The sequence below is a fragment of the Novosphingobium sp. GW821-FHT09E05 genome (genome assembly GCF_059416165.1).
In genome coordinates this window covers 1621845-1634087 of sequence record NZ_JBWKOQ010000001.1, presented here as the reverse complement: position 1 = coordinate 1634087, position 12243 = coordinate 1621845, and the positions used below count along the sequence as shown (strand labels likewise).

The window sequence follows — 12243 nt, the reverse complement described above, 5'->3', positions numbered from 1 at the left end:
ACTCCCGGGGAAATGACAGGCGATGTCTTCGGTCAGGCGCGGCCCTTGCGGCGGCGGGCATAGGCAAGGCCGACGAGGCCGACACCCAGCATGCCCAGCATGCCCGGTTCGGGAACGGCGGTGCCGCCGCCTGAGGTGCTGCCGCCCGAGGTGGTGGTGCCACCCGAAGTCGTGCCACCCGAGGTGGACGTGGTGCCACCCGACGAGGTCGTTCCACCCGAAGATGTCGTGCCGCCGGAGGTGGTGGTGCCGCCCGAGGATGAGCTGCTGGACACGCACTTCCACTTGCCATTCACCTTCACCCACGAGCAGCTGGTGGCCTGCGCCGGAGCGCTGAGCGCCATCGTGGCACCGGTTGCGAGAGCGAGAGCGAGCATGGTCTTGCGGATCATTCGATTAACCCCTTGGTAGTCTGAACGGATTGAGGGCTATTAAGCAGAAGGCGTGCCAATCCACGTTTTCCGCGGGTTACGCGATTTATCCGTTAGTTTATATGGGCTATTTGTAAGCTAACTCGACACCCGTCAGTCCTGCTGGCGCATCGCCACGTCGTTCATGAAGCGGGTGTCGTCGCCGCTCGCCAGGCGATCCGCTTCGGCGGCGATGGCCCCCAGCATGTCGGCGAGGGGGTCGATCTCGGCCTTGGCGTAATTGCCGAGGACGTAGCCGGTGACGCGGTCCTTGTGGCCGGGATGGCCGATGCCGAGCCGCACGCGGCGGAAGTCGGCGCCGAGATGCTGGTCGATCGAGCGCAGCCCGTTATGGCCGGCATGGCCGCCGCCCTGCTTCACCTTCACCTTGAACGGCGCGAGGTCGAGTTCGTCGTGGAAGACGGTGAGGGCGCCGAGGTCCAGCTTGTAGAAGCGCATCGCCTCGCCCACCGAGCGGCCGCTCTCGTTCATGAAGGTGGCGGGCTTGAGCAGCAGGATCTTGTCGGTGCCGATGCGGCCTTCCTGGAGCCAGCCCTGGAACTTCTTCTGTACCGGCCCGAAACGGTGGATGTCCGCCAGCGCGTCGGCCACCATGAAGCCGACGTTGTGCCGGTTGAAGGCATATTGCGGGCCGGGGTTGCCCAGACCGACCCAAAGCTGCGTGGCCATTCAAGTCTCCGGCGCGGCTGCCCGCGCGATACCAAAAGAAAAGGCCCCTCCCGCGCACCGGACTGCCGGGGCGGGAGGGGCCGTTTTCACAGACCGCCTGAGGCTTATTCGCCTTCGGCTGCGTCCTCTTCGCCTTCCGAGCTGCTGCGCAGCGCCGAGGGAGTGGCGATCGTGGCGATCGTGAAGTCACGGTCGGTGATCGCGCTCTCGACGCCCTTGGGCAGCTTCACGTGGCTGAAGTGGATCGATTCGCCCAGATCGAAGCCGGTGACGTCGATGGTGATCTCGTGCGGGATCTTCTCGGCGTCGCAGACCAGTTCCAGGTCGTGGCGAACGACGTTGAGCACGCCGCCGCGCTTCAGGCCCGGCGAGGCTTCTTCGTTCTCGAACACGACGGGCACGTTGACGTGCACAGTCGCGCCCTTGGCGACGCGCAGGAAGTCAGCGTGGAGCGGACGGTCGGAGACGGGGTGGAAAGCCACGTCCTTGGGCTGCGTACGGAACTTCTTGCCGCCGACTTCGATCTCGATGATCGAGTTGAAGAAGTGGCCGGTCATGAGCTGACGGGTCAGCTCCTTTTCCTCGAGGTGGATGGCAAGGGGTTCTTCCTTGCCGCCGTAGACAACAGCGGGGACGCGGCCATTACGACGCAGATCACGGGAGGCTCCCTTGCCAGCCCGTTCGCGCGTCTCGGCCGGCAGGTTAAGCGTATCGCTCATGGAACGTGCCTTTCGAAAAACTGGATTGAATTTCGGTGCGCCGCCGCTCATCGCCGTAGCACCGCCCGTCACGCCTCCAGGGATGACCATGACGGGAAGGCGCGCCCCTTATCGGCAAGACGGCGAAAATGCAAGCCGCGTGTGGCCTGCCGGCCTCTATTCGACGCGCGTGACGGTGAAGCCTTGCGCCGCCAGCATCGCGGGAAGCCCTTCCGGTCCCGCCATGTGCGCTGCGCCCACCGCGACGAAGGGCTTGCGGTCCGTCCGTACCGCCTGCGCGATCCGCGTAATCCAGCGGCGGTTGCGGCCGGTGAACAGCACCTCGCGCAGTTCCGGATCGGCGAGCAGGCCCGAGCGGGTCTCCTTCTCTATCGCCGCCATGTCGCCGGTACGCCAGCTTTTCGCAAGGTCGCGCTCCGGCGCGGCGGCCTCGGCGACGACGGTGGAAAGAAGGTCGCGCTGCTCGCGCTCGGGCAGATCGTCGAACAGGCCGAGCTGCGCGGCGGCGCCTTCCAGTTCGACCACCGGCCGCCCGCCCGCCGCAGCTATGACGGACCGGTCGACGCCGTTGCGGGCATCTTCGTCCTTCCCCCCGGCGCGCGCCAGCGTCAGGGCGGCGGCCCAGGTGTCCATGCCCGCGAAGTCGCCGTCCGCGCGATCCGCCTTCTCCAGCAACGCGGCGAGAGCGGGTCGGTCCGCCGGGTCGATGCGCGCGGACAGGGGCGGCTCTCCTTCGCTGCGCGCCAGCCGGGCGAACGTCGCCGCGACGTCCGCCTCGTCCGCGAGGTTGCCGACTTCGACCAGGACCGCGCCGGACCGATCGAACGCGGCTGCGACTTTCGGCGTGCGCCATTCGAGCGGGCGATCGGAGGAATGGATCGTGCCGAACAGCCATCCCGTGTGGCCATGCCCGTCCTCGACGCGCCAGAGCGCCGGGTCGGCGTCATCCGGCTTGGGCGAACAGGCGGACAGGCCAAGCGCCAGCGAAGCGAGAAGGAAAACGGGGCGGCGCACCATCTCTTACTGCACCCGCGTCGAGGCGACGCCGGCAGCGGCGAGCTGCTCCTGCACGCTGCCCGTCCCGGCGAGGTGCCCGGCCCCGACGGCGACGAACACCGTCCCGGGCCTGGCGAGCCGGGCCTTGAGCCATTTCGACCAGGTCACGTTGCGGTCGGTGATCAGGACCTGGCGCATCTGCGGGTCGCTCTCGTCCTCGTTCAGCAGCTGCGCGAGATGCTCGGCGTCGCCCGATTTCCAGGCGGCCACCATGGCGTCGATGTCGGTGCGCACGGTGGGAAGCGCCTCGATCACTTCGCCCAGGTAGGCGCGCTGCGTGTCCTCGGGCAGCTTGTCGAACAGGTCGATCTGGAACTCGGCGGTCTCGAAGGCGTGGTTGACCATGTGGCGCGCCCGGGCCCTGGCCGCCACCTGTGCGTCGATGCCGCTTTCGGTGCTGTAGCCGGCTTCCTTGAGCGGGATCAGCGTCAACATCAGCGCCGCGAGCCATGCGTCGTTGCGGTCGAACGCCTCAGGGGGGATGCGCAGGGACGCCATGGCGCCGTCGTAGGCCTGCCTCTGGTCGGGCAGCAGCGTCTCGCGCAGTGTCCTGCCATCCTCGCGCACGCTCTTGCGCACGATGACATTCTGCGATTCGCCCGCGTCGTCGATCGGGATTTCGGTCACCAGTTCCTGCGCGCCGTCAAAGGCGGAGGCGACCGGGCCGGCGTACCAGCGCACGTCTTCGGGCAGGACGTGGATCGTGCCGAACAGCCAGATCGTCGTATCCTCGTCCGCCACTTTCCAGAGCGCCGGGCGAACGGCAGGCGCCGCGGCCGCGGGAGCGTCGGCCTGCGCGAAGGCCGTCGCCGCCGGAAGCGCAAGGAGGCCGCAGGCGGCGGCGCCCAGCAGGAGGCGGGACCAGTTTCGGACGAAGGGCATGGGCAGTCCTGTGGAGCGGGAGGGTGGAACGCGGAGCACTCGGGCGGCCCTAGCGCCGGGCGCCGCTCTATGCACCATATGATGTGCGCGAGGAAAACAATCGCGGCGTGACCCGGCGGGGCCAGCCTGCCGCTTTGTGCGGTTGATTTGGCAGGCCCGATCCGCCAAAGGCTCCCAGCCTAGACATTCACGGAAAAACGATGACCGCCGCGCCAAAGGCTGAACAACAGCCGCTCAGCTTCCAGGACATGATCCTGACGCTCCATGATTTCTGGAGCAAGCAGGGCTGCCTGATCCTGCAGCCTTACGACATGCGGATGGGTGCCGGCACGTTCCACCCCGCCACCACGCTGCGCGCGCTGGGGCCCGAGCCGTGGAAGGCCGCCTACGTCCAGCCCTCGCGCCGCCCGACCGACGGTCGTTATGGCGAGAACCCGAACCGTCTTCAGCACTACTACCAGTACCAGGTGATCCTGAAGCCCAACCCCGAGAACCTCCAGGAACTCTACCTCCAGAGCCTCGCCGCGATCGGCGTCGATCCGCTGGCGCATGACATCCGCTTCGTCGAGGACGACTGGGAAAGCCCCACGCTGGGCGCCTGGGGCCTGGGCTGGGAAGTCTGGTGCGACGGCATGGAAGTGACGCAGTTCACCTACTTCCAGCAGATGGGCGGCTTCGACTGCAAGCCCGTCGCTGGTGAGCTGACATACGGCCTCGAACGTCTCGCGATGTACATCCAGAACGTGGACTCGGTCTACGACCTGCGCTTCAACAACGAAGGCGTCAGCTACGGCGACGTGTTCCTCGCCAACGAGCAGCAGCAGTCGAAGTACAACTTCGAGATCGCCGACACCGACGCGCTGTTCGCCGGCTTCAAGGCCGCCGAGGCCGAGTGCATGCGCTGCATCGACGCGCAGATCCCGCTCGCCGCCTACGACCAGGCGATCGAGGCCAGCCACCTGTTCAACCTGCTGCAGGCGCGCGGCGTGATCTCGGTACAGGAACGCGCCAGCTACATGGCCCGCGTGCGCGACCTCGCCAAGGGATCGTGCCAGGCCTGGATCGATACCAACAAGGACAAGTGGGAAGCCAAATTCCCCGGGTGGACAGTATGACCGACTTCCTTCTCGAACTGCGCTGCGAGGAAATCCCTGCCCGGATGCAAGCCGGTGCGCGCGCCGACCTCGAAAAGCTGTTCCGCAAGGAAATGGACGCGGCCGGCGTCGTGCTGGTGCATGTCACCGTATGGTCGACCCCGCGCCGCCTCGCGCTGATCGCGGGCGGCCTTGCCGAGACCACCGAGGCCGTGAGCGAGGAAACCAAGGGCCCCGCCACCAGCGCGCCCGAGCAGGCACTCGAAGGCTTCCTGCGCAAGACCGGGTTGAGCAAGGACCAGCTCGAAGTCCGCGACCTCAAGGGCAAGGACACCTACTTCGCGGTCATCGAGAAGCCCGGCCGCGCCGTCCGCGACGTGCTGGCAGAGGCGATCTCGGCGATCGTCCGCGCCTTCCCCTGGCCCAAGTCGCAGCGCTGGGGCGCCGCCTCGATCAGCACGGAGTCGCCGCGCTGGGTTCGGCCGCTCTCCGGCATTGTCGCGATCCTGGGCGAAGACCTCGTCGAGTGCGAGGTCGGCGGCATCCGCTCGGGCTATGCCACCAAGGGCCACCGCTTCCACGCGCCGGGCGACATCACCATCGGCGGCGCGCATGACTATGCGCGCAAGCTGTCCGCCTGCCACGTCATCGTCGATCACGCCGAACGCCAGGACCTGATCCGCGACGAGGCCCGTAACGCCGCCGCCGCCGCGGGCCTGACGCTGGTCGAGGACGAGGGGCTGGTGATCGAGAACGCCGGCCTCACCGAGTGGCCGGTGCCGCTGCTCGGCCGCTTCGACGAGGCGTTCCTGGACGTGCCGCCCGAAGTCATCCAGCTCACCGCGCGCGTGAACCAGAAGTATTTCGTGTGCGAGGACGCTGCGGGCAAGCTCGCCGACGCCTTCGTCTGCACCGCCAACATCGACGCGGTCGACGGCGGCGAGGGGATCGTCGCGGGCAACCGCAAGGTCCTCGCCGCGCGCCTTTCCGACGCCCGCTTCTTCTGGGAGCAGGACAAGAAGACGCCGCTCTCCGTCCACGCCGAGAAGCTGGGCCGCATCACCTTCCACGAGAAGCTGGGCACCGTCGCCGACAAGGTCGAGCGCATGGCGAAGCTGGCAAGGTGGCTGGTGGAGGAGGGCATCGTCAAGGGCGCCGATGCCGACGAGGCCGAACTCGCCGCGCGTCTGTGCAAGGCCGACCTCGTCACCGAGATGGTCGGCGAATTCCCCGAACTCCAGGGCCTGATGGGCGGCTACTACGCCCGCGCCGAGGGCCTGCCCGGCGCCGTCGCCGACGCCATCCGCGACCACTACAAGCCGGTCGGGCAGGGCGATGACGTGCCGACCGCGCCGGTTACGGTGGCGGTTTCGCTGGCGGACAAGCTGGATACGATTGCGGGCTTTTTCATGATCGGTGAATTTCCCACAGGCTCCAAAGACCCGTTTGCATTGCGGCGCGCAGCCTTGGGCGTTTTGGCGATTTTGCAGCAGAATGCGATCAGACTAAAACTCGCCAGGGGGTTAGACTTCGCGATGGTTGACCCATTCCGTAGTGAAACGTTAGCCCGGTTTGATAATGGCAATTTCGTACCGTTCGATAAATCTGAAGCTGCTGTCATTCGAGCCGACGCAAAAACGGAAGCGGTGGCAAAGGTCGTCGACTTCTTCGCCGACCGCCTCAAGGTCCAGCAGCGCGAGGCCGGCGTCCGCCACGATCTGATCGACGCGGTGTTCGCGCTCGGCGGGGAGGACGATCTGGTCCGCCTGCTCGCCCGCGTCCATGCACTCCAGGCTTTCGTCGCGACCGAGGACGGCGCCAACCTGCTCGCCGGCTACAAGCGCTCCGCCAACATCCTGCGCAAGGAGGACTGGAAGGCCGACGCGATCGAGCCTACCGGCGACGAAGACCCGCTCGAAAACGTCGACGATCCCGACATGAAGCACGTCTACGCCGCTGCCCGCGAAGCCCGCGAGCAGTTGGCCTACGAGCCCGAGCCCGCCGAAAAGGCGCTCATCGACGCGCTCGATGCCGCTGAACCGCAGGCCGCCAGCGCAGTTGCAGCGGAGGACTTCGCAGTCGCAATGTCCGCACTTGCAATGCTGCGCGCGCCGATCGACGCGTTCTTCGACGAAGTTACTGTCAACGACGCCGATTCCGGCAAACGATATTCACGACTTGCACTGCTTGCCCGTTTCCGTGCTGCAGTGCACAATGTCGCTGATTTCTCGCGGATCGAGGGGTAGGAGGATTCCCCCTCGGTCCGTTCAACTTGCGCAAATCCTGTACAGGAAAGTTAGGGGATAGATGATCAGGCAGGTCTACACGTTCGGTGGCGGGGTGAAGCATGAAGACCCCCGTTCGCGCGACAAGGTGATCACGGGCGGCAAGGGCGCGAACCTTGCCGAAATGGCCGGGATCGGCCTGCCGGTGCCCCCCGGCTTCACCATCACCACCGAGGAGTGCGTGAAGTACCTCGCCGAGGGCGCGAACTTCTCCGACCAGCTGCGCGCCGATGCCGCCGAAGCGCTCGGCCACATCGAGACGACCGTGGGCAAGAAGCTCGGCGATGCCGCCGATCCGCTGCTCGTCTCGGTCCGCTCGGGCGCGCGCGTCTCGATGCCGGGCATGATGGACACCGTCCTCAACCTCGGCCTCAACGACGAGACAGTGGAGGGCCTCGCGAAGACCTCGGGCGACGAGCGTTTCGCCTGGGATTCCTACCGCCGCTTCATCCAGATGTATTCGGACGTCGTCCTGGGCGTCGAGCACCACCTCTTCGAGGAAGCGCTCGAGATCGCCAAGGAAGACAACGGCTACGACAACGACGTCGAACTGACCGCCGCCGACTGGCGCAAGATCGTCACCCAGTACAAGGGCATCGTCGACAGCGAACTCGGCCGCGCCTTCCCGCAGGACGTGCAGGAACAGCTCTGGGGCGCCATCCAGGCCGTGTTCGACAGCTGGGATTCCGACCGCGCCAAGGTCTACCGCCGCCTCAACGACATCCCGGGTGACTGGGGCACGGCCGTCAACGTGCAGGCCATGGTCTTCGGCAACATGGGCGATACCTCGGCCACCGGCGTCGCCTTCACCCGCGACCCGGCGACCGGCGAGAAGGCCTACTACGGCGAGTGGCTGGTCAACGCGCAGGGCGAGGACGTCGTCGCCGGCATCCGCACCCCGCAGTACCTGACCAAGGCCGCGCGCGAGCGGGCCGGCGCCAAGCCGCTGTCGATGGAAGAGTCGATGCCCGACGCCTACCGCGAACTGGCCGCGGTGTTCGAGCTGCTCGAAAAGCACTACCGCGACATGCAGGACATCGAGTTCACGGTCGAGCGCGGCAAGCTGTGGATGCTGCAGACCCGCTCGGGCAAGCGCACCGCCAAGGCCGCGCTCAAGATGGCCGTCGACATGGTGGAAGAGGGCCTCATCGACGAGGCCACCGCGATCCGCCGCATCGACCCGATGGCGCTCGACCAGCTGCTGCACCCCACGCTCGACCCCAAGGCCGCGCGCGACGTGCTCGGCAAGGGCCTGCCCGCTTCGCCCGGCGCGGCTTCGGGTGCGATCGTGCTCGACGCCGACACGGCGGAAAAGCGCGCCGAGCGCGGCGATGCCGTTGTCCTGGTGCGCGTGGAGACCTCGCCTGAGGACATCCACGGCATGCACGCCGCCAAGGGCATCCTCACCGCGCGCGGCGGCATGACCAGCCACGCCGCCGTCGTGGCGCGCGGCATGGGCCGTCCCTGCGTCTCAGGTGCCTCGGGCCTGTCGATCGACATGAAGACCCGCACCCTGCGCATCGGCAGTCGCGAACTGAAGGAGGGCGACATCATCACCCTCGACGGTTCGACCGGCGAGATCATGGCCGGCCTCGTGCCGACCATCGAGCCCGAGCTGGCCGGCGACTTCGCAACGCTGATGGTCTGGGCCGACAAGCACCGCCGCATGAAGGTGCGCACCAACGCCGAAACCCCCGCCGACTGCAGGATGGCGCGCCAGTTCGGCGCCGAGGGCATCGGCCTGTGCCGCACCGAGCACATGTTCTTCGACGCGGGCCGCATCTCGGCCGTGCGCCAGATGATCCTTGCCGAGGACGAGGCCGGCCGCCGCGCCGCCCTCTTCAAGCTGCTGCCGGAACAGCGCGCGGACTTCCAGTCGATCTTCGAGGTGATGGCGGGCCTGCCCGTCACCATCCGCCTGCTCGACCCGCCACTGCACGAGTTCCTGCCGCACAGCGACGCGGAATTCGCGGAGCTTTCGGACACCATCGGCATCGGCGTCGACACCCTCAAGCGCCGGGCAGATGAACTCCACGAGTTCAACCCGATGCTCGGCCACCGCGGCTGCCGCCTCGGCATCACCTTCCCCGAGATCTACGAGATGCAGGCCCGCGCGATCTTCGAGGCGGCCTGCGACGTGGCCAAGGCTTCGGGCGAGGCGATCGTGCCGGAAGTGATGATCCCGCTCGTCGCCACCAGGCGCGAGCTGCAGATCCTGCGCAAGCTGGTGGACGATACCGCCGCCAAGGTCTTCGCCGAGAAGGGCCAGACGCTGGAGTATCTGGTCGGCACCATGATCGAGCTGCCGCGCGCGGCGCTGATGGCCGGTGAGATCGCCGAGGAGGCAAAGTTCTTCTCGTTCGGCACCAACGACCTGACGCAGACAACGCTGGGCGTTTCGCGCGACGATGCCGCGCGCTTCCTCAGCCCTTACGTCGAGAAGGGCATCTACCCGCGCGATCCGTTCGTCAGCCTCGACATCGAGGGTGTCGGCCAGCTCGTCGAACTGGCGGCGGAGCGTGGCCGGGCCACGTATCCCGCGATCAAGCTCGGCATCTGCGGCGAGCATGGCGGTGATCCGGCTTCGATCGCGTTCTGCGAGAAGGTCGGTCTCGACTACGTCAGCGCCTCGCCGTACCGCGTGCCGATCGCCAGGCTGGCGGCGGCGCAGGCGGCGCTCGGCTGATACCCCGAGGCGTCCCGGACATGCTCCGGGACCTCTGAAACACCAAGGCGCAGGCTCATATCGAGCCTGCGCCTTTTTATTTCAGCGTTTCCAGCCCGATAGCGTCAATATCTCGAACCGTTCGACGGTACGGCCATCGTCTCCGGCAGCCGCGAACGCATTGCGCGCGCGCGCCAGCGCCGCCTTGCCGAGCGCCGGGCCCGGGTCGGCCAGTACGTTGGACAGTGCCTGCGCCCGCAGGTCCCCGGCGAGGCGATGGAGGCTGCGGAACGCGACGCTCAGCGAACGCTGGTCCGCCACCGGATCGGCGAACAGGGCCCGCTGCAGCAGCTGTGCCCCGGCGCGAACATCGACCGCGGGGTGTACGCGCGGGGCAGGGCGCTCGCCGTCAGCGGCGAGCAGGACCTCGCGCAGCACCGGCAGGCTGCCCGACGACAGGAAGCTGGCGATCGTCATCCCGCCGGGATTCAGCGCCTTGCGGATATGGAAGAGCGCGCCGGGCAGGTCGTTGACGGTGTCGAGCGTGCCGAGGCTGGCGATGAGATCGAAGCCTTCGAAGGGGTAGGGCTGCTCCTCGGCAAAGCCGGCGCCCGGCTCCGCCTCGGTGACGGAGACGCCGGCGGCGGACAGGGTGCGGGCGAGGGCGCCCGAGTAATCGCCGATGACCAGCGCCGACCGGGGCTCGAAACGCAGGAACGACAGGCGTTCGAGCACGTCCTCCACCATGTCGTCGATCAGGTAGCGCGCCGGGTCGGGTCGCTGCTGGAGCGCCAGCATGCGCCGGCGCGCGGCGAGGCGGCGTTGCGGGGAGAAGATGCGGGGGGGAGCCTTGCTTGCCATGCCTGCCCCCCTGCCGCGTCGGTTAAAACCTTGCAACCGCCGTTGTGGCTCTCCGGGGCGGCGATAGGATGGCCGCATGTCCATCGGTCAGGTCCTGCTGCCGCTCGTCGACCTCATCTTCCCGCCGCGTTGCCCGCTGTGCGGCGACGGCATCGGGGCGCAGACGGGGCTCTGCATGGCCTGCTGGGCGACGCTGGCGATACCGGGCGAGCCGGCCTGCAGAGCCTGTGGCCGCCCGTTCGGCGATTCGATGCCCGAGGGCGGAACCTGCGTGCCATGCCTGGCAGATCCCCCGCGCCATGCCGGGATTGCGGCGGGCACGCTCTACAACGATACCTCGCGCAAGCTGGTGCTGGCCTTCAAGCACGGGGCGCGCCTGGGGCTGGCGCCGATGATGGCGGGGCTGATCGTCTCCAAGCTGGAGTTCGTGGACGAGGCGTGGCTGTTCGTGCCGGTGCCGCTCCACCGCTGGCGGCTGTGGAAGCGGGGCTACAACCAGGCGGCGGAGCTGGCACGCGAGCTGGCCCGGCGGACCGGGGGGCGCATCTGCATAGACGGGCTGGAGCGGCGCAAGGCCACCCCCTCGCTGGGTGGGCTGGGCCAACTCGCGCGCAAACGGGCGCTCTCGGGGGTGATCGGCGTGAACGCCGGCCGCAAGGCCCTGCTCAAGGGCGCGAAGGTCGTGCTGGTGGACGATGTCCTGACGAGCGGGGCCACCAGCGGTGCCTGCGTTTCCGCGCTGAGGCGAGCGGGGGCGGAGCGGGTGGTGATCGCCTGCTTCGCTCGCGTGCTGGACGAGGCGCTGGATGCGACGTGACGATGGCCGGTAAGGGCTCGGCGGAGGCGCTACCCAAACGAAAACGCCCGGAACCTGGGTTCCGGGCGTCCTCGTGACGAAACTGTTTGGGCCCTGCTTTCGCAGTTCGGCTGCGCCCCTGAACACGCCTGGCCCGATCCCTCATGATCGCATTCCCTGAACCGTGGCGCTTTCCTGGTCAGGCCCGTGTCTTTTCAGACACTTGCCTGTGAGCGACCTGTGGGTCAGTAGCAGCCCCCCAGCTGCAAGGTCAAAGTCCATCGAATCGCTGTTTTTTGAAAGAGGATTCGGCGGGTGATATGGATTTTGACGGTGTGCTGTGGTTATCGTGCAACAATAATTCTGCCGCAGGCCGGCAATGGGAAATGTATGATATGTCAGATGTAGGTGCCGCGGAACGCGAACTGGGAACGGCGTTCCTGCCCCGCTTCGATGCGCAGGGCCTGTTGATCGCCATCGCCGTCGATGCGACCACCCGCGATATCCTCATGGTCGCCTACATGGACGCCGAGGCTCTGGAGAAGACGCGCGAGACGGGACTGGCGCACTTCCACTCGCGTTCGCGCGGGAAGCTCTGGCTCAAGGGCGAGACTTCGGGGCATTTCCTGCGCGTGGAGGAGATCCGCGTGGACTGCGATCAGGATGCGCTGCAACTGATCGTGAGCCCCGAAGGCCCGGCCTGCCACACGGGCGCGCGCAGCTGCTTCTACCGCCGGATCGAGGGCGATGGTCTGGCGCGGATAGGCGATCGGATCTGATGACCA

The 12243-nt window shown here is 67.3% G+C and carries 11 protein-coding genes; 5 read left to right on the top strand and 6 right to left on the bottom strand.

All coding sequences use genetic code 11. The features are described from left to right. Positions 1-32: 32 nt before the first annotated feature. The 5 genes from AC07M9_RS07725 to AC07M9_RS07705 all read right to left on the bottom strand — a co-directional run bounded on the left by AC07M9_RS07725 (position 33) and on the right by AC07M9_RS07705 (position 3757). Complete coding sequence (locus tag AC07M9_RS07725; RefSeq protein WP_494882712.1) at positions 33-392, bottom strand: PEP-CTERM sorting domain-containing protein; 360 nt, start codon at positions 390-392, stop codon at positions 33-35. Between the two features lie 132 nt (positions 393-524). Next, positions 525-1100, bottom strand: coding sequence for an aminoacyl-tRNA hydrolase (gene pth / locus AC07M9_RS07720; RefSeq protein WP_494882710.1), 576 nt, complete (start codon positions 1098-1100; stop codon positions 525-527). Between the two features lie 104 nt (positions 1101-1204). After that, positions 1205-1819, bottom strand: a complete 615-nt coding sequence (locus AC07M9_RS07715; RefSeq protein WP_494882708.1) for a 50S ribosomal protein L25/general stress protein Ctc — start codon at positions 1817-1819, stop codon at positions 1205-1207. A gap of 156 nt (positions 1820-1975) precedes the next feature. Beyond that, entirely contained in the window at positions 1976-2836 is an 861-nt protein-coding gene (locus tag AC07M9_RS07710; protein WP_494882707.1) for a TraB/GumN family protein, read from the bottom strand. Between the two features lie 3 nt (positions 2837-2839). Beyond that, positions 2840-3757, bottom strand: a complete 918-nt coding sequence (locus AC07M9_RS07705) for a TraB/GumN family protein (RefSeq protein ID WP_494882705.1) — start codon at positions 3755-3757, stop codon at positions 2840-2842. A 200-nt stretch (positions 3758-3957) separates the two neighbouring features. Here AC07M9_RS07705 and AC07M9_RS07700 point away from each other — a divergent pair, with 200 nt between their 5' ends. From AC07M9_RS07700 to ppdK, 3 genes are all read left to right on the top strand, one after another. Beyond that, a complete protein-coding gene (locus AC07M9_RS07700) occupies positions 3958-4872 on the top strand; it encodes a glycine--tRNA ligase subunit alpha (RefSeq protein ID WP_494882703.1) in 915 nt (304 codons plus the stop codon). Continuing rightward, positions 4869-7097 carry a glycine--tRNA ligase subunit beta gene (gene glyS / locus AC07M9_RS07695; RefSeq protein WP_494882701.1) on the top strand — a complete coding sequence of 743 codons (2229 nt, stop codon included), beginning with the start codon at positions 4869-4871 and terminating at the stop codon, positions 7095-7097. Before AC07M9_RS07700 ends, glyS begins: the two co-directional genes overlap by 4 nt. Before the next feature lie 61 nt (positions 7098-7158). Beyond that, positions 7159-9822, top strand: coding sequence for a pyruvate, phosphate dikinase (ppdK, locus tag AC07M9_RS07690; RefSeq protein WP_494882699.1), 2664 nt, complete (start codon positions 7159-7161; stop codon positions 9820-9822). 81 nt (positions 9823-9903) lie between these two features. On the opposite strand, the gene AC07M9_RS07685 is transcribed toward ppdK, so the two are convergent. Then, a complete protein-coding gene (locus AC07M9_RS07685) occupies positions 9904-10662 on the bottom strand; it encodes a methyltransferase domain-containing protein (protein WP_494882697.1) in 759 nt (252 codons plus the stop codon). A gap of 76 nt (positions 10663-10738) precedes the next feature. Here AC07M9_RS07685 and AC07M9_RS07680 point away from each other — a divergent pair, with 76 nt between their 5' ends. Both AC07M9_RS07680 and hisI read left to right on the top strand, forming a co-directional pair. Next, positions 10739-11479: a ComF family protein gene (locus AC07M9_RS07680; protein ID WP_494882695.1), complete on the top strand. Its 741-nt coding sequence runs from the start codon at positions 10739-10741 to the stop codon at positions 11477-11479. A 374-nt stretch (positions 11480-11853) separates the two neighbouring features. After that, on the top strand, positions 11854-12237 hold the full coding sequence (gene hisI / locus AC07M9_RS07675; protein ID WP_494882693.1) for a phosphoribosyl-AMP cyclohydrolase: 384 nt from the start codon (positions 11854-11856) through the stop codon (positions 12235-12237). Positions 12238-12243: the final 6 nt, after the last annotated feature.